The following is a 15,800-nucleotide window of genomic DNA, read 5'->3' as shown; positions in this document are numbered from 1 at the left end:
CAATGCGCACGCACCGAGCCGGTCCGCGGCAGGGGAGAATTCAGCCATGACCACCACCCCCACCAGACACTCCGGCCTCAGGCTTGCCGCCGGCGTGCTCACCGGCATACTCGCCCTCTACATCGCCCTGGTCGCCCTCGGGAACATCACCGACTTCGGGACCAACCAGCAGTTCGTACGGCATGTGCTGGCGATGGACACGACGTTCAAGGACGACGACCTGATGTGGCGGGCCATCACCAGTACGGGCCTGCAGGACACCGCCTACGTCGCGATCATCGTGTGGGAGACGGTGGCGGCCCTCGTCCTGATCTGGGGGACGTATCTCTGGGCGCGGCACAGGGACGACCTCGCCCGCCGTTTCTCCACCTACGGCCTGCTGATGCTGCTGCTCCTCTTCGGTGCCGGGTTCATCGCGATCGGCGGTGAGTGGTTCGCGATGTGGCAGTCGAAGACGTGGAACGGGCTGGACGCGGCGACCCGGGTGTTCGTGATCAGCGGGGTGGCGTTGATCGTCAACCAGTTGCCGGGGCGGCGCACGCAGGACGCGACTACTTGACGACCGTGACCTTGGTCCCCTGATCCCCGAAGGCCCACAGTGCGGCTCCGTCCTCCTTGTGGAGGCGGATGCCGCCCAGCTTCTGCCCGTTCTCCGGTGGCGGCGGCGAGGCGCCGTCGAGGGCGTTGGAGAAGGCTATGTTCACGCCGGAGGCCTTGGTGAAGTACATGACGTGCTCGATCTGCACGCCGTCCGAGCCCTTGATGGACTGGATGCGCAGCGTGACCGAGTAGCGACCGGTCTGCGGGCCCACCGTTCCCGGCCACACCGCGAACGTACGGTTCGCCTTGCCGGTCGCGTCCACCAGCCACACGCGCTTCTCGCCCAGCGAGTAGACGACCCGGCGGCCCTCGCCGGACTCCTCCGGGAGCGCGGGCGGCCCCGGCGGTGTCTTCGGCCTGGCGGGCGCGTGGGCGCCCGTGGACGCCGACGCGCCGGGTCTGACCGTCGCGGCCGTGGGATGCGGACCGTGGTCCGCCTGGACGGCGAGGGCGACGACGGCCACGGTCGCCCCCGCGGTCAGACCGGAGACCCAGGCCCACGAGGGCAGTCGGGCAGCCACGGGCACGCATCTCCTCCGCTACGGGTCCCCCTCTCGGCACGAGGGTCGGATCATCGTACTCAGTCCGGGCTCAGTCCAGGACAGGCAGCAGGTCGGGCAGGTGCCCGTCGGAGGCCTCCGCCGCCCGCTGCCGCTCCTCGGGCACCTCGCCGTACAGGGTGGTGCGCGGTTTCGCGGGACGGCCGGCCGCCTCCGCCACCGCCACCAGGTCCCGGACCGACTTGTAGGAGCCGTAGGACGAGCCCGCCATCCGGGAGATCGTCTCCTCCATGAGCGTGCCGCCCAGGTCGTTCGCCCCGGAGCGGAGCATCTCCGCCGCACCCTCGGCGCCCAGTTTGACCCAGCTTGTTTGGATGTTGGGGATGTAGGGGTGCAGAAGGAGCCGGGCCATCGCCGTCACCGCCCGGTTGTCCCGCATGGAGGGGCCGGGGCGTGCGATACCCGCCAGGTACACGGGTGCGTTCGTATGGATGAAGGGGAGCGTCACGAACTCCGTGAAACCGCCCGTGCGCTGCTGGATCCCGGCCAGCGTGCGCAGATGCCCGAGCCAGTGGCGAGGCTGGTCGACATGGCCGTACATCATCGTGGAGGAGGACCGGATGCCCAGCTCGTGGGCGGTGGTGATCACCTCGGTCCAGGTGGCCGTGGGCAGCTTGCCCTTGGTCAGCACCCAGCGGACCTCGTCGTCCAGGATCTCCGCCGCCGTCCCGGGGACGGAGTCCAGCCCCGCCTCCTTGGCGGCGGACAGCCACTCACGGATCGACATCCCGGTGCGGGTCGCGCCGTTCACCACCTCCATCGGTGAGAAGGCGTGGACGTGCATCCCGGGGACGCGCTCCTTCACCGCCTTCGCGATGTCGAAGTACGCGGTGCCCGGCAGGTCGGGGTGGATCCCGCCCTGCATGCAGACCTCGACCGCGCCCACGTCCCAGGCCTGCTGGGCGCGGTCCGCGACCTGCGCCAGGGAGAGGGTGTACGCGTCCGCGTCCGTGCGGCGCTGGGCGAAGGCGCAGAAGCGGCAGCCCGTGTAGCAGACGTTGGTGAAGTTGATGTTGCGCGTGACGATGTAGGTGACGTCGTCGCCCACCGCCGACCTGCGCACGTCGTCCGCCACCCGGCACAGCGCGTCCAGCGCCGGGCCGTCCGCGTGCAGCAGGGCCAGCGCCTCGGCGTCCGTGAGCCGTGTGGGGTCGTCGGCCGCCGTGCGCAGCGCCTGGCGTACGTCCGTGTCGATGCGCTCGGGTGCCATGCCGGGGGCGGCGGCCTCGCGCAGCGCCTCCCAGTCGCCGTAGACCTCGTCGAAGTCGTCGCGCCGGTCGGACGTACGGCCCTCGGTGTCGATCGTGCGGTGCAGCTCCGTGCGGCCGGCGGGCACGAAGACCTCCTCCGGCTCCTGCCAGGGACGCCCCTCGACCACGGCGTCCGGCAGGGCGAGACCGGTCTCCGGATCGGCCAGCGCGGCGACGTGCGGGCGCAGCCGCGGGTCCAGCCAGGGCTCGCCGCGGCGCACGAACTCCGGGTAGACGCAGAGGCGTTCGCGCAGCTCGAAGCCGGCGGCCCGGGAGCGCTCGGTGAGTTCCTCGATCTGCGGCCAGGGGCGCTCGGGGTTGACGTGGTCGATGGTCAGGGGCGACACCCCGCCCCAGTCGTCGACACCGGCGCCGATCAGCCGCTCGTACTCGCTGTCCACGAGGTTCGGCGGGGCCTGGAGGCAGGCGCTCGGGCCCATGATGTGCCGGGCGACGGCCACCGTGGCGACCAGGTCGTCGAGTTCGGCGTCCGGCATGCCGCGCATCGCCGTGTCCGGCTTGGCGCGGAAGTTCTGGATGATCAGCTCCTGGATGCCGTGGTAGGCCCGGGAGACCTTGCGGAGGGCGAAGAGGGACTCCGCACGCTCCTCGTACGTCTCACCGATGCCGATCAGCAGGCCGGAGGTGAAGGGGACCGAGGAGCGGCCCGCGTCCTCCAGCACCCTGAGGCGTACGGCCGGTTCCTTGTCCGGGGAGCCGTGGTGCGGGCCGCCGGGCTCCGACCACAGGCGGGTGGCCGTGGTCTCCAGCATCATGCCCATGGACGGGGCGACCGGCTTGAGGCGCTGGAAGTCCGTCCAGGTCATGACGCCCGGGTTGAGGTGGGGCAGCAGGCCGGTCTCCTCCAGGATGCGGATGGAGACGGCGCGGACGTAGGCGATGGTGTCGTCGTAGCCGTGCGCGTCCAGCCACTCGCGCGCCTCCGGCCAGCGGTCCTCGGGCTTGTCGCCGAGGGTGATGAGGGCTTCCTTGCAGCCGAGGGCGGCGCCCTTGCGGGCGATGTCCAGCACCTCGTCCGGCGACATGAACATCCCGTGGCCCGCCCGGCGCAGCTTGCCGGGGACGGTGACGAAGGTGCAGTAGTGGCACTTGTCCCGGCACAGCCGGGTGAGGGGGATGAAGACGCTCTTCGAGTAGGTGATGACGCCGGGCCTGCCCGCCGCCGCCAGGCCCGCGTCCCGCACCCGGGCGGCGGACGCGACGAGGTCGGCCAGGGCCTCGCCGCGGGCCTGGAGGAGCACCGCCGCCTCGGCGGCGTCGAGAGCGACGCCGTCCCGGGCACGTTTGAGGGCGCGACGCATGGAGTTCTCGGTCGGGCCGGTTCCGGAGGTCGCGGAAGTCGTCATCTCTTGAGCATACGTTCGGGCTGATCACGGCAGCCCCTGTGCGTCATGCCACGCCATCGGCCAGAAATGTGCCGTACTCGTCCAGCAGCCGCAGCACCTCCGGCTCCCCCGCCGACGGCAGCTGGACCACCGTCTCCTCGATGCCCAGTTCGGCATAGTGGGCGAGCTTGCCGGGGGTGGGCAGGACGGCGTACGGGACGACCCGGAGGGCGGACGGGGCGCGGCCCGCGTCCTCCCAGACCGTGCGCAGTACCGGCACCGACTCGGACAGCCCGCGGCCGCCGATCGGCAGCCAGCCGTCCGCGTACTCGGCGATGTGCGCGAACAGCTTGGGACCTGCCGCGCCGCCGACGAGGGTGCGGGGGCCGACCACCGGCCCGCGCGGCTTCTGCACCGGCTTGGGGAACGCGAAGCTGGGCCGCACGCTGCCGAACTCCCCGTCGTGGCCGACCGGTTCCTCGGACCACAGGGCCCGCATGAGGCCCATCCGGTCCCGGACCAGGTCGCGGCGGGTGCGCCACTCGACCCCGTGGTCGGCGGCCTCCTCCACGTTCCAGCCGTAGCCGAGGCCGAGGGTGAAGCGGCCGCCGGAGAGGTGGTCGAGGGTCGCGATCTGCTTGGCCAGACCGATCGGGTCGTGCTGGGCGACGAGCGTGATCCCGGTGCCGAGGCCCAGCCCCTCGGTCACGGCGGCGGCCTGGCCGAGCGCGACGAAGGGGTCGAGGGTGCGGCCGTACTCGCGGGGCAGATCGCCGCCGGCCGGGTACGGAGTCGCGCGCTCCACGGGGATGTGGGTGTGCTCGGGGAGATACAGGCCGCTGTAGCCGCGGGTCTCCAGTTCGCGGGCCAGGCGCGTGGGGGTGATGGTCTCGTCCGTGAGGAAAATCGTGACGGCGATGCGCATGGGTCTTCTGTACCCGGTGCCGTCCCATCTGTCCATACCGACTGGTCGGGATTTGGGTGCCTATTGTGGGGGCGGCCGATCAGCGTCGGCGGGTGCTGGTTCGTCGTGGCCGATCGCGCCCGCCCGGCGGAGTCGCAATTGATACTGCCCCGCGCCCCTGAGGTTGGCTTACGTTGGCGGTGTGACGACATTGCGCGGCACTCTCCCACCGGGCTCACCGGACTATGTCTACGTACCCTTCGAAGTACCTCCCGGCACCCGTGAGTTGCACGTCTCCTACACCTACGACAAGCCCGCCGTCCCGGTCGGCACCCCCGGCAACGCCCTCGACATCGGGCTCTTCGACCCGCGAGGGACCGAGCTGGGCGGGCAGGGGTTCCGCGGCTGGTCGGGAGGGGCCCGGACGGAGTTCTCCGTACGGGCCGACGACGCGACACCCGGGTATCTGCCCGGGCCGCTCACCCCCGGGACCTGGCACATCGCGCTCGGCCCCTACACGGTGGCGCCGCAGGGGCTGTCGTACGAGGTGACGGTCACGCTCACCGCGGGCGAGCCGGGCGGGACCCCGCGGCCCGTGTATCCGCCCGGCCGGGCGGCCGGGCGGGGGCGCGCCTGGTACCGGGGCGACTGCCATCTGCACTCCTGGCACTCCGACGGGCGCCGCACCCCGGCCGAGATCGCGGCGCTGGCCCGGGCGGCCGGTCTGGACTTCATCAACAGCTCCGAGCACAACACGACCTCCTCGCACACCCACTGGGCCGACGTGGCGGGTGAGGACCTGCTCGTGATGCTGGGCGAGGAGGTCACCACGAGGAACGGGCACGTGCTGGCCCTCGGGACCGAGCCGGGCACCTTCGTGGACTGGCGCTACCGGGCCCGGGACGGCCGCTTCGGGCACTTCGCGCGGCGGATCCGGCGGGCCGGGGGGCTGGTCGTGCCGGCCCATCCGCACGCCACCTGTGTCGGGTGCGCCTGGAAGTTCGGGTACGGGGAGGCGGACGCGGTCGAGGTGTGGAACGGGCCGTACACACCCGACGACGAGGTCGCGCTGGCCGCCTGGGACGCCCGGCTGGTCGCCTCGGTGCGGGAGGACCGGCAGTGGCTGCCGGCGATGGGCAACAGCGACGCCCACCGCGACCCGGACGTGGTCGGCATGCCCCAGACGGTCGTCCTCGCCGACGACCTCACCCGCGAGGCGATCCAGGAGGGCCTTCGCGCGGGCCGCTCGTACGTGGCCGAGTCGCGGCAGGTGACCCTGGCCCTCACCGCGGGTACCGCCGAGGGCGTACGGGCGGGCGTCGGCGAGCGGCTGGCGGTGCCCGCCGACACCCCGGTCACGGTCCGACTGGAGGTGTCCGGGGCACCGCGCTGCTCGGTCCGCTTCGTCACCGACCAGGGTGTGCTGTTCACCGGCGATCCGCTGCCGGTGACGGGCCAGGGGGTCGCCGAGTGGCGTACGACCCCGGCGTACGCGGCCTACGTACGGGCGGAGGTGCGGCACGAGACGGCGCTGGGCCCGGTGCCGGGAGCGCTGGCCGCGTTCACCAACCCCGTCTTCCTCGGCCCTACTTGAGCTGGGTGGCGGCCCATTCGGCCCACTCCCGGCGCATGGCGTTGAAGCGCAGCCCGTACTCCAGGGCGATCCGGCCGTGGACCGAGAGGTTGTCGTCGTCCCAGTCGATGGCGGCGTCGAGCTGCTTCAGCTGCTCGTACTCCCGCTCGGACATGTCGGCCAGGCCGGTCAGATAGGCGCGGGCCCGATCGGGCGGCAGCACGCCGAGGAAGAAGACGCGCAGCAGGAGGTCGCTGCGGGTGTTGCGCTGGGGCTTGGTCTCGGTCAGCCAGTGGCGCAGCTCGGCCATGCCCTCCTCGGCGAGGGCGTACTCCTTGCGGCCGCGCGGGCCCTCGGCGGCGACCGTGATCAGTCCGGAGCCCGCCAGCTTGGTCAGCTCGGTGTAGATCTGGCTCTGCGTCGCGGGCCAGACGTTGGCCAGGGAGGTCTCGAAGCGCTTCAGCAGGTCGTACCCGCTGGCGGGGCGCTCCGAGAGCAGGCCGAGCAGTGCGTGTTTGAGGCTCATGCCTCCATCCTACCTTCCACATTCCACTGTTGACATGTCACTGTGCGACCTTCTACTTTTGACATGTCGGCACAGACACCTGAGACCGGGGGAACCCCAATGTCGTACCTGCGCACCTTCCTGCCGTGGATCGTCTTCGCCGTCATCCCCGCGGGGCAGTGGCAGTGGGGGGCCCTGGCCGCCCTGGTGATCTCCGTCGGGATCATCGCCCGGGAGAAGCGGTCCGGCGCCGGCTTCGACGCACTGATCATCGAGACCGGCTCGGCCGCCTTCTTCGCCGTCCTCGCGGCCGTCGCCTTCGCCGACCCGCACTCGGGCGTGCACACCTACTCCGCGGCCCTCTCCTCCGGCGCCCTCGCCGTCGTCGCCGGCGTCTCGCTGGCCGTCCGGCGGCCGTTCACCCTGGGCATCGCCAAGCGCACCACCCCGCGCGAGTACTGGAACCTGAAGCCGTTCATCCGGGTCAACACCGTCATCACCGCCGTCTGGACCGCCGCCTTCGTCCTGACCGCCGCCGTCCTCGCGGTGCTGGCCCACTCCGGGCACGCCCACTCGACGCCCGCGACCGTCGTCCAGATCGCCGGCTTCGCCGTCCCGATGGTCTTCACCGTGCGCTACGTCGCCCGCGTCCAGGCCAAGGCCGGGCAGGTGGCCCGATGAGCGCGAAGCACCTCTCGGGAAACTACGCCCCGGTCACCGAGGAACTCACCGCGCACGACCTGCCGGTGACCGGCACCCTCCCGCCCGAGCCGGCCGGCTGGTACCTGCGCAACGGCCCGAACCCGGCCGACGCGGCCTGCGGGCACTCATTCTTCGGCGGCCGGCTGCACACCGCGATGACGGCCCACCCGAAGACCGGCCCGGCGGGCCCGGCTGGCTGGTGACCTACGTCCACGACGCCGCCACCGACCGCAGCGACCTGGTCGTCCTGGACGCCGACGACCTCGCCGCGGAGCCGGTCGCCACGGTCCACCTGCCCACCCGGGCCCCCTTCGGCTTCCACGGCAACTGGCCGGCGGACCGGGACGGTTAGGGAGTGTCGTCGCCGCGGGCGCGGGCGGCGCGGCGCAGGCCCGCGATCTCGGCGACGGTGTCCAGCCAGCGGGCGACGCGCCCCTCGGCCTCCGGCCCCTCGGCGACCTGCGCGGCGGTCTCCAGCCAGTCGCGCAGCAGCTCGGACGCCTCGCGGGAGGGCAGCGGCTCGGGCAGCTCCACGGCGTACCGCAGGCCGCCGGCGCGCACGATCTTCGCGACGAACGACAGCGAGCGCGGCACCACCCCGAGCCGGTCCAGGGTGACCGCGGCCGCGATGGCGCCGTCACCGAACAGGGCGGTGCGGAAGGCGTCGTGGGTGAGGCCGTAGCGCAGGAGGACGGCGACGTCGGTGGCGGCGAGGAGTTCGTCGTCGGTACGGGTGGCGGGGGGCATGGATGCCTCGGTTCGTTCTGGTCCGGTGTGGCAGGCCGGGCGGTGCGCCGGCCCTCGGGGCAGGTCGATGGGCGCCCGGGTCAGCGGACGGTGATGTCGTACACGAAGAACGCGGGTTCCGTGCCCGGCTTGCCGGTGGCGGTGGGCGCGGCGGACGGCGAGGGAGAGGCCGTGCCCGGGCCGGCGGAGCCGGTGGCGGGCCTCCCCGTCTCGGGGCAGCGGCCGAGCACGCAGTAGAGCAGCTTCACCTCGGTCGTGCCGGACGCCACCGCGGTGAAGTCGAAGTACTGCGTCCCGTCGGATCCGCCGTCGAGGGGGGTGCCGTGAAAGTCCTTGCGCTTGCCGCGGTACTTCAGGACATGCCCGTCGGGGTGGGGATCGGCGAGGTACCAGTCCTGGCCCATCCCCGGGTTCGCCGGGACGTTGAGCGTGAACTTCTTTCCGGCGTCGACCGTGATGGCGTGGTCCTTGGTGCCGTACTCGGCGTCCCCGCCCTGGGTGCCGCAGCCGGTCAGGGCGGACAGTGCGGCCAGCGCGGGCAGAGCGCCGAGTACGCGTGTGCTTCGGGCTTTCGTGGAGAGGGTCATGGTCAGTCCTGGGGGATGTGGACGGCGTACGCGTCGGGAAGGTCGTTGTCACTGGCCTTGGCCATGCCACCGTTGACGAAGTCGTCCTCGCTGATCCAGGTGGTCGTGCCCCAGGGGTTGTAGATCTCCAGCTTGTCGCCCTCCTGGCCGACGATCATCACCGCGTGGCCGGAGCGGTCCCCGTTCTTGTCGTGGCCCTCGATGCCGATGGGAACCGGCTTGCCGTCCGCCACCGCCTTCTCGATGTCCGGCAGCACGGCACGTCGGTCGTCGGCGCCGTGGACCTCCTGGAACTTGTACCCGCTGCCGGTGTGGGGGCTGATCTCCTTGTTGACGACGACCGTCTTGCCGTCGTTGTCCATGCCGTCGGGCGTGTCCGTCCAGAAGTGGGTGTGGTCGCCGTCGCCCTCCTCGTGCACCCGGTGCTGCTCGTCGACCAGGCGCTTGCGGAAGGCGGCCGGGTCGTCCTCCTGACCGCTGGGACCGCCGGTGATCCCGAGGGCGTAGACGGGGTCGACCATCGCCCGGGCCGTGACCGTGGACGAGGCCACGCAGCTGCCCTCCTGGCCGTCGCCGCCCTGGATCCACTTCTGGCCGTCGAACGCCTGGTCGTCGGTGTTGCGGTTGGAGCCGTCGGGGTTGAGCCCCTCGTTGTTCATGCTGTCCGCCTGCGTGGTGACGGGCGACAGGTGCCGCTGCAGCCACGCCGGGTCCTTGCCGTGGATCTTCCCCGTGAAGTCCTGGACCTGGTCGACGCTGTACCCGGAGGCGAGGGCCTTCATGATGTAGGCCTTCTCCTGCGGCGTCTGCGCATCGGTGAGCAGACGGTCCATGCGGGCGCGGTCGGCGGCGCTCAGCCGGTCCATCCGCTCGCCGGAGCGCTTGAGGTCGTTGGCGCTGAGGATCTCGTTGTACGCGGGGTCGCCGGCCGCGTTGCTGGTGTCGGCGAGCATCAGACGGTCCACCGGCGACAGCTCACCGGTCTTCATCTTCCCGGCGCGCGCCTCGGACGCCCACTTGTTGAGGTCCCGGGCCGCCTTGCGGGCGGCGTCGTCGGCGGCCTCGGCGGCCTTGTGCATCAGGCCGACGCCGTACGAGGCGGTCGAACGGGCGTTCAGCCGTACGGCCTCCTCGTCGTCGTCCTCGTACCAGTCGTCGAAGAAACCGTCCCGGCCGCCGAGCGTGGTGCGCGCCGACTGCAGCATCTGCCGCCCGTCGCTGTCCGTGGACTTGGCGTCCTTGAGGGAGTCGGCCAGCGTGAGCAGCGCCAGTCCGCCGCCCCAGGTCGCCCGGGACATCTCCGACACGTCCCGCCCCGCGGCGGACACGGCATCGGAGGCGAGGACGCTCGTGTCGCCGACCCACACCTCGGGCAGGCCCTTGCGGGCCACCTTGTCGACCCGCTCGTACACGCCGCTGAGATCCTGCTTCTGGTAGAGCTTGCCCAGGGTCTCCAGGGTCGCCGTGTCGCCCACCGGGGCGGACACACCGAGCGCGTCCTCGATGGCGTCGATCAGGTCGTTCTTGCTGTCGGCCGAGGAGATGCTCTTGCTCAGCTCGGCCAGCCGCTTACGGCGGTCGGTCGTGGACTCCGTCATCGCCCGGCCCCTCAGTAACCGGCCAGCGCGGAGGGACGGTCGCCCTGCGTCGGCATGGTGGTCAGGTGGCTGTCGTCGGCCAGCGCCGAGGGGCGGCCGGCGTACGAGGGCATGGTGGTCAGGTGGCTGTCCCCGGCCGGTACGGTCACGTTGCGCACGCTGGTGTCCACGAGCCCGTCGCTGCCGCGGTAGGCACCCTTGGCGAGCCGTACCTTGTCGGCGAGCTGGTGCAGGGCCGCCTCCAGCGTCTTGGCCTCCTCCTCCCAGGCCGAGGCGAACGCGTTGAACGCCGCGGCCGAGTCCGGGCCGCCCAGCGCGTCGTCCATGTAGCAGAGACCGGGGGTGATCGCCGTGCGTATCTTCCCCATGTCGTCGCCGGCGCCGTCCAGTTCGTTCGCCTGGCCGGACATACCGGACTTCACCGTGTAGCCGTCCGAAGACGTGCCCATCAGGCTCCCCCGTTGCGATAGATCATGACCGCGGGGGAGGCTAACACGCGCCGCTCGTACGCCCGTCCGTGAAGCACACCGCCCCCACAGGGCTGCCACAGCTTCCGCCGAAGGCATCCGGGCGGTGCGCCCGTGCAGCATGATCTCAGCAGATCTCAGCAGATCAGGAGAGTCCCAGACATGTCGTCCCAGGCCGGCCTCAAGCAGCGGATCGTCACCCGCTTCCAGCGCCACCTCGCCAACCCGCTCAACCGGCGCCTGCCGTTCCAGACCCTTCTGGAGACCACCGGCCGCTCCTCCGGCCTGCCCCGGCCCACGCCGGTGGGCGGGCGCCGGGTCGGGGACTCCTTCTGGATCGTCTCGGAGTTCGGGTTCAAGTCCCAGTACGTGCGCAACATCCAGGCCGACCCGAAGGTCCGCGTCCGCATCGGCGGCCGCTGGCACCACGGCACCGCCCACCTGCTGCCCGAGGACGACGCCGTGGCGCGGCTGCGCGCCCTGCCCCGCTTCAACAGCGCGGCCGTACGGGCCTTCGGCACCGACCTGCTGACGGTGCGGGTGGATCTCGCGGACTGAGCCCGCTCACCCCGGCCACACGATCGCCTGCACCTCGCTGTACGCGTGCAGGGCGTAGGAGCCCACGTCCCGGCCGACCCCGCTCTTCTTGAAGCCGCCGAAGGGCGCCTCCATGTTGCGGCCGACCGTGTTGACGCCCACACCGCCGGCCCGCAGCCGCCGGGCCACCCGGAAGGCGCGGGCCACGTCGCCCGACCAGACGTAGTCGATCAGGCCGTAGTCGGAGTCGTTGGCGAGGGCCACGCCCTCGTCCTCCTCGTCGAAGGGGACGACCGACACCACGGGCCCGAAGATCTCCTCGCGCACCACCCGCATGTCGTTCGTGCAGTCGGCCAGTACCGCCGGGGCGACATGGAATCCCCGCTCCAGCGGCGGGCGTTCGCCGCCGGCGACCACCGTCGCGCCCTCCTTGCGGCCCAGCTCGACGTACGCCTCCACCCGGGTCCGGTGCTCGGCGGAGATCAGCGGCCCCACGACCGTGCCGGCCTCCCTGGGGTCGCCCACCTTCAACCGGGTGGCGTAGGCGGCGAGTTGCTCGACGAGCCGCTCGTACACCCCGCGCTGGGCCAGCACCCGGGTGGGTGCCGTGCAGATCTGCCCGCTGTAGAAGGAGAACGTCGTCCCGATCCCGGCCACCGCCGAGGCGACGTCGGCATCGTCGAAGACGAGGGCCGCACCCTTCCCGCCCAGCTCCATCAGCTGGCGCTTCATGTCCCGCCCGCACACCTCGGCGATGCGCTGCCCGACGCCCGTGGAGCCGGTGAAGCTCACCATGTCGACGTCGGGGGAGGCGACGGCGGCCGCACCGACCTCGGTGGCGCGCCCGGAGACCACGTTCACCACACCCGCGGGTGCGCCCGCCTCCTGGAGGGCCTTGGCCATCCGGTAGACGGACAGCGGGTCCTGCGGGGCCGGTTTGACGACCACCGTGTTGCCCATCGCCAGCGCGGGGGCGATCTTGCCGGCCGGGTTGGCCCAGGGGTTGTTGTACGAGGTGATGCAGGTGACGACCCCGACGGGCTGCCGCACCGCCAGCGCCCCCATCACTCCCGCCTTCCCCATCGGCCCCGCCTCGTTGATCTGCGGCGCAACGGCCCACTCGGCGGGCTCCACGGCGGCGTACCGGCGGAACCGGGCGGCGGCCACCCCGACCTGCATCGCCCGGGCCGTCCCCGTCGTCGCCCCGGTCTCGGCCTGCGCCAGGTCGGCGTACGGGAGGAGCCGGCCGCGGATGATCTCCGCGGCCCGCCCGAGGACCGCCGCCCGCTCCTCGGGCCCGGTCCGCGACCAGGCCCCGAACGCCTCCCGGGCCGCCGCGCAGGCCGCCTCCGTCTGCGCCACGGAGGCCTCGGGTGCGTGCCCGACCGTCTCCTCGGTGGCCGGGTCGACCACCGGGTAGTACCCGCCGTCCGGCTCGGCCCACGCGCCCCCGATGAACAGCCGCTGCCCGTCGCTCACCTCGTGCTCACCGTCCCGGTGTCCCGTCCGGAGCGCAGCACCCGGCCCGGTACCGCGCCGCTCACCACGTCGTCCCGGATCGCCTCGACGCCGTTGACCCACACGGCCCGCACCCCGAGCGCCCTGGAGTCCAGCCGCGGGCTGTCGCCCGGCAGGTCGTGCACCAGGGTGGCCCGGCCCGCGTCGATCCGCTCCGGGTCGAGGAGGACCAGGTCCGCATGCCAGCCCTCGCGGATCCGGCCGCGCTCGCGCAGCCCGAAGAGCCGCGCCGGGTCGTCGGTCAGCATCCTGACCGCCTGCTCCAGGCCGACCAGCCTGCGGCCCCGCAGACAGTCCCCGAGGAACCGGGTGGTGTACGGCGCCCCGCACATCCGGTCCAGGTGCGCGCCCGCGTCCGAGCCGCCGAGCAGCACGTCCTCGTGCTGCCAGGTCTCGGCGCGCAGGGCCCAGGAGGCCGGGTCGTTGTCGCTGGGCATCGGCCACAGGACCGTACGGAGGTCGTCGTTGACGCAGATCTCCACCAGGCAGCCGAAGGGGTCCTGCCCGCGCTCGGCGGCGATGTCCCGGACCACCCGGCCGGTGAGGCCGCGGTTGGCCTCGCTGTAGGTGTCCCCGATGACGTACCGCCCGAAGTTCGCGAGCCGCCTGAAGACGCCCGCCTCCTTCGACGTGGCCCGCCGCAGCATCTCGCTCCCGGTCGCGGGGTCACGGAGCCTGGCGATCCGCTCGGGCACGGGCAGCGCGAGGACCGGTCCCCACCCGGGGATGAGGTTGAGGGCGCAGAAGGTGCCCAGGGACATGTTCATCGGGGTGAGGATCGGCATGGTGAGCGCCACCACGCGCCCGCCCGCCTTCCGCGCCCGCTCACTGGCGCTCAGCTGCCGGGGCACCCGCTCGGGAACGGCCGCGTCGATGGTCAGGACGTTCCAGTTCAGGGGCCGCCCCGCCGTCGCGCTCATCTCCACGAACAGATCGATCTCGGCGTCGCTGAACTGGTCCAGGCACCCGGCGACGATCGCCTCGATCTGCGTGCCCTCGTGCTCGCCGACGGCCCGGGCCAGGGCGAGCAGCTCCCGCGGCTCGGCGTGCCGGGAGGCCACGGGCTGCCCGTCGCCGTCGGAGTGCGTGCCGGACTGGGTGGTGGACAGTCCCCAGGCCCCCGCGTCCATGGCCTCGTGGAACAGCCGGAGCATCTGCTCCAGCTGCTCTTCGCCCGGCTGCCCGCCGATCGCCTCCGGCCCCATCACGTACCGCCGCAGCGCACAGTGGCCCACCATGAACCCGGCGTTGACCGCGATCCGCCCTTCCAGGGCGTCGAGATACTCCCCGAAGGAGTGCCAGCTCCACGGCGCCCCCTGCTCCAGGGCGACCAGGGACATGCCCTCCACCTTGGACATCATCCGCCGGGTGTAGTCGGCGTCCTCGGGGCGTGCGGGGTTCAGCGGCGCGAGCGTGAACCCACAGTTCCCGGCGGCGACGGTCGTCACCCCGTGGTTGAGCGAGGGCGTGGCGTAGGGGTCCCAGAAGAGCTGGGCGTCGTAGTGGGTGTGCGGGTCGACGAAGCCGGGCGTGAGGACGAGGCCGGAGGCGTCCTCGGTGGTGCGGGCCTCCTCGGTGATCCGCCCGACGGCGGCGATCCTGCCGCCGCGTATCCCGACGTCGGCGGTGAAGGCGGGCGCACCCGTGCCATCGACGACGGTGGCGCCCTTGATGAGGTGATCAAGCATGGGGCTCCCTTTTCAACTCCGGCGCAGAAAAAGGGGCGCGGGGAACTGCGCGACCGGCCACGACGCACCCGCACCCGCCGACGGCGCTCACACGGCAGCCCGGAACCGCGAAGTCCGGTGCACGGGATCCGTATCGATCTTCGGAATCACCTGCTCCCCGATCAGCCGGATCGTCTGCAGCGTCTCCTCCTTCGGCACCCCCACGGGCAACCCGAAGCTCAGCTGGTCCGCCCCGGCCTGCTCCCACCGCTTGCACTGCCGCAGCACCTCGTCCGGGTCCCCGCAGATCAGCAGCTCCTCCTCGATGAGCAGCTCCACGAACTCGGGCGTGTACTCGGGGAGCGTCTCCGGCCAGACGGGGAACCCCTCGGGCCGCGGGAAGGTGTCGTGGTACCGGAACACCAGCGAGGGCAGATAGTGCAGCCCGCCGTGCACGGCGATGTCGATCGCCTCGGCATGGGTGGGGGCGCAGATCGCCGTCGTCGTCACCATCACGTTGTCGTTCACGAAGTCCCCGACGGGCTCGGCGTTCACGACGGCCGTCTTGTACTTCTCCAGCACCCACTCCATGTCGGAGACCTTCTGGATGCTGAAGCCGAGCACGCCGAGCCCCTTCTTCGCGGCCATGGCGTACGACGGCGGCGACCCGGCCGCGTACCACATCGCCGGGTGCGACTTCCCGTACGGCTTCGGGAGCACCTTGCGGGGCGGCAGCTGCCAGTGCTTGCCCTGGAAGCCGGCGTACTCGTCCTGGAGCCACATCTTCGGGAACTCGGCGATCGTCTCCTCCCAGATCTCCTTCGTGTGGTTCATGTCGGTGATGCCGGGCAGGAAGCCGAGGATCTCGTGGCTGCCGGCGCCGCGGCCGCTGCCGAACTCGAAGCGTCCCTCGCTGAGGTGGTCCAGCATGGCGACCTTCTCGGCGACCTTCACCGGATGGTTGACCTGGGCGAGCGGGTTGAAGATCCCCGAGCCCAGGTGGATCCGCTCGGTCGCGTGGGCCAGGTAGCCGAGGAAGACGTCGTTGGCGGACAGGTGCGAGTACTCCTCCAGGAAGTGGTGCTCGGAGGCCCAGGCGTACTTGAAGCCGGACTGGTCCGCCTGGATGACGTACTCGGTCTCCTCCATCAGTGCCTTGTGCTCGGCCAGCGGGTCGGTCTTGGCACGCTTGCCCACGTATCCCTGTACAAAGAGCCCGAATTCCACGGCGGTTCACCG

Annotated in this window: 17 protein-coding genes; 6 read left to right on the top strand and 11 right to left on the bottom strand. The window is 71.8% G+C overall.

Annotation, left to right across the window (positions count from 1 at the left end; genetic code table 11):
* Positions 1–46: 46 nt before the first annotated feature.
* Positions 47–559: a DUF2165 family protein gene (locus ACFZCP_RS05290; RefSeq protein ID WP_391424206.1), complete on the top strand. Its 513-nt coding sequence runs from the start codon at positions 47–49 to the stop codon at positions 557–559.
* Here ACFZCP_RS05290 and ACFZCP_RS05285 read toward each other — a convergent pair.
* The 3 genes from ACFZCP_RS05285 to ACFZCP_RS05275 form a co-directional block, all read right to left on the bottom strand.
* A complete protein-coding gene (locus tag ACFZCP_RS05285) occupies positions 552–1,121 on the bottom strand; it encodes a hypothetical protein (RefSeq protein ID WP_391424204.1) in 570 nt (189 codons plus the stop codon). The genes ACFZCP_RS05290 and ACFZCP_RS05285 overlap by 8 nt on opposite strands.
* A 70-nt stretch (positions 1,122–1,191) precedes the next feature.
* Positions 1,192–3,777, bottom strand: coding sequence for a bifunctional FO biosynthesis protein CofGH (locus ACFZCP_RS05280; RefSeq protein ID WP_391424202.1), 2,586 nt, complete (start codon positions 3,775–3,777; stop codon positions 1,192–1,194).
* 43 nt (positions 3,778–3,820) lie between these two features.
* Positions 3,821–4,681: a TIGR03619 family F420-dependent LLM class oxidoreductase gene (locus ACFZCP_RS05275; protein WP_391424201.1), complete on the bottom strand. Its 861-nt coding sequence runs from the start codon at positions 4,679–4,681 to the stop codon at positions 3,821–3,823.
* 181 nt (positions 4,682–4,862) lie between these two features.
* Between ACFZCP_RS05275 and ACFZCP_RS05270 the strand changes: the two genes are divergently transcribed.
* Positions 4,863–6,254, top strand: coding sequence for a CehA/McbA family metallohydrolase (locus ACFZCP_RS05270; RefSeq protein ID WP_391424199.1), 1,392 nt, complete (start codon positions 4,863–4,865; stop codon positions 6,252–6,254).
* On the opposite strand, the gene ACFZCP_RS05265 is transcribed toward ACFZCP_RS05270, so the two are convergent.
* Positions 6,247–6,759, bottom strand: a complete 513-nt coding sequence (locus ACFZCP_RS05265; RefSeq protein WP_391424197.1) for a helix-turn-helix transcriptional regulator — start codon at positions 6,757–6,759, stop codon at positions 6,247–6,249. The two genes, ACFZCP_RS05270 and ACFZCP_RS05265, sit on opposite strands and share 8 nt — an antisense overlap.
* Positions 6,760–6,858: 99 nt before the next feature.
* Between ACFZCP_RS05265 and ACFZCP_RS05260 the strand changes: the two genes are divergently transcribed.
* The 3 genes from ACFZCP_RS05260 to ACFZCP_RS05250 are packed head-to-tail and all read left to right on the top strand — an operon-like array spanning position 6,859 to position 7,792.
* Complete coding sequence (locus ACFZCP_RS05260) at positions 6,859–7,419, top strand: hypothetical protein (protein WP_391424195.1); 561 nt, start codon at positions 6,859–6,861, stop codon at positions 7,417–7,419.
* Positions 7,416–7,643: a hypothetical protein gene (locus ACFZCP_RS05255; protein ID WP_391424193.1), complete on the top strand. Its 228-nt coding sequence runs from the start codon at positions 7,416–7,418 to the stop codon at positions 7,641–7,643. Before ACFZCP_RS05260 ends, ACFZCP_RS05255 begins: the two co-directional genes overlap by 4 nt.
* Positions 7,640–7,792, top strand: coding sequence for a carotenoid oxygenase family protein (locus ACFZCP_RS05250; RefSeq protein ID WP_391424192.1), 153 nt, complete (start codon positions 7,640–7,642; stop codon positions 7,790–7,792). The genes ACFZCP_RS05255 and ACFZCP_RS05250 overlap by 4 nt, the downstream gene beginning before the upstream one ends.
* Here the strand turns inward: ACFZCP_RS05250 and ACFZCP_RS05245 are convergent.
* The 4 genes from ACFZCP_RS05245 to ACFZCP_RS05230 all read right to left on the bottom strand — a co-directional run bounded on the left by ACFZCP_RS05245 (position 7,789) and on the right by ACFZCP_RS05230 (position 10,821).
* The gene (locus tag ACFZCP_RS05245; protein ID WP_391424190.1) at positions 7,789–8,187 is read right to left on the bottom strand and encodes a hypothetical protein; all 399 of its coding nucleotides are present in this window, start codon (positions 8,185–8,187) and stop codon (positions 7,789–7,791) included. The genes ACFZCP_RS05250 and ACFZCP_RS05245 overlap by 4 nt on opposite strands.
* A gap of 80 nt (positions 8,188–8,267) precedes the next feature.
* Positions 8,268–8,774 (bottom strand): protease inhibitor I42 family protein, encoded by a 507-nt coding sequence (locus ACFZCP_RS05240; protein ID WP_391424189.1) that lies wholly within the window; start codon positions 8,772–8,774, stop codon positions 8,268–8,270.
* Positions 8,775–8,776: 2 nt separating this feature from the next.
* Positions 8,777–10,372 carry a peptidoglycan-binding protein gene (locus ACFZCP_RS05235; protein WP_391424188.1) on the bottom strand — a complete coding sequence of 532 codons (1,596 nt, stop codon included), beginning with the start codon at positions 10,370–10,372 and terminating at the stop codon, positions 8,777–8,779.
* Between the two features lie 11 nt (positions 10,373–10,383).
* Positions 10,384–10,821 carry a hypothetical protein gene (locus ACFZCP_RS05230; protein WP_391424186.1) on the bottom strand — a complete coding sequence of 146 codons (438 nt, stop codon included), beginning with the start codon at positions 10,819–10,821 and terminating at the stop codon, positions 10,384–10,386.
* A gap of 180 nt (positions 10,822–11,001) precedes the next feature.
* Here ACFZCP_RS05230 and ACFZCP_RS05225 point away from each other — a divergent pair, with 180 nt between their 5' ends.
* On the top strand, positions 11,002–11,397 hold the full coding sequence (locus ACFZCP_RS05225) for a nitroreductase family deazaflavin-dependent oxidoreductase (RefSeq protein ID WP_362681100.1): 396 nt from the start codon (positions 11,002–11,004) through the stop codon (positions 11,395–11,397).
* Between the two features lie 6 nt (positions 11,398–11,403).
* Here ACFZCP_RS05225 and ACFZCP_RS05220 read toward each other — a convergent pair whose 3' ends face one another.
* From ACFZCP_RS05220 to ACFZCP_RS05210, 3 genes are all read right to left on the bottom strand, one after another.
* The gene (locus tag ACFZCP_RS05220; RefSeq protein ID WP_391424184.1) at positions 11,404–12,855 is read right to left on the bottom strand and encodes an aldehyde dehydrogenase family protein; all 1,452 of its coding nucleotides are present in this window, start codon (positions 12,853–12,855) and stop codon (positions 11,404–11,406) included.
* Positions 12,852–14,582, bottom strand: a complete 1,731-nt coding sequence (locus tag ACFZCP_RS05215) for an amidohydrolase family protein (RefSeq protein WP_391424182.1) — start codon at positions 14,580–14,582, stop codon at positions 12,852–12,854. Before ACFZCP_RS05215 ends, ACFZCP_RS05220 begins: the two co-directional genes overlap by 4 nt.
* 87 nt (positions 14,583–14,669) lie before the next feature.
* A complete protein-coding gene (locus ACFZCP_RS05210; RefSeq protein ID WP_391424180.1) occupies positions 14,670–15,788 on the bottom strand; it encodes an LLM class flavin-dependent oxidoreductase in 1,119 nt (372 codons plus the stop codon).
* Between the last annotated feature and the right edge of the window lie 12 nt (positions 15,789–15,800).

This window comes from Streptomyces sp. NPDC007971, from assembly GCF_042958635.1.
In the GTDB taxonomy this organism is placed as follows: Bacteria; Actinomycetota; Actinomycetes; order Streptomycetales; family Streptomycetaceae; genus Streptomyces.
Note: the sequence above shows the minus strand (reverse complement) of the source record. Positions and strands in the feature narration are given on the sequence as shown.

Bases quoted from the DNA above. Each gene is read 5' to 3' on its own strand.
- ACFZCP_RS05235 (WP_391424188.1), bottom strand. From the start codon at position 10,372: ATGACGGAGTCCACGACCGACCGCCGTAAGCGGCTGGCCGAGCTGAGC.
- ACFZCP_RS05225 (WP_362681100.1), top strand. From the start codon at position 11,002: ATGTCGTCCCAGGCCGGCCTCAAGCAGCGGATCGTCACCCGCTTCCAG.
- ACFZCP_RS05245 (WP_391424190.1), bottom strand. From the start codon at position 8,187: ATGCCCCCCGCCACCCGTACCGACGACGAACTCCTCGCCGCCACCGAC.
- ACFZCP_RS05280 (WP_391424202.1), bottom strand. From the start codon at position 3,777: ATGACGACTTCCGCGACCTCCGGAACCGGCCCGACCGAGAACTCCATG.
- ACFZCP_RS05230 (WP_391424186.1), bottom strand. From the start codon at position 10,821: ATGGGCACGTCTTCGGACGGCTACACGGTGAAGTCCGGTATGTCCGGC.
- ACFZCP_RS05255 (WP_391424193.1), top strand. From the start codon at position 7,416: ATGAGCGCGAAGCACCTCTCGGGAAACTACGCCCCGGTCACCGAGGAA.
- ACFZCP_RS05290 (WP_391424206.1), top strand. From the start codon at position 47: ATGACCACCACCCCCACCAGACACTCCGGCCTCAGGCTTGCCGCCGGC.
- ACFZCP_RS05265 (WP_391424197.1), bottom strand. From the start codon at position 6,759: ATGAGCCTCAAACACGCACTGCTCGGCCTGCTCTCGGAGCGCCCCGCC.
- ACFZCP_RS05240 (WP_391424189.1), bottom strand. From the start codon at position 8,774: ATGACCCTCTCCACGAAAGCCCGAAGCACACGCGTACTCGGCGCTCTG.
- ACFZCP_RS05275 (WP_391424201.1), bottom strand. From the start codon at position 4,681: ATGCGCATCGCCGTCACGATTTTCCTCACGGACGAGACCATCACCCCC.
- ACFZCP_RS05260 (WP_391424195.1), top strand. From the start codon at position 6,859: ATGTCGTACCTGCGCACCTTCCTGCCGTGGATCGTCTTCGCCGTCATC.
- ACFZCP_RS05215 (WP_391424182.1), bottom strand. From the start codon at position 14,582: ATGCTTGATCACCTCATCAAGGGCGCCACCGTCGTCGATGGCACGGGT.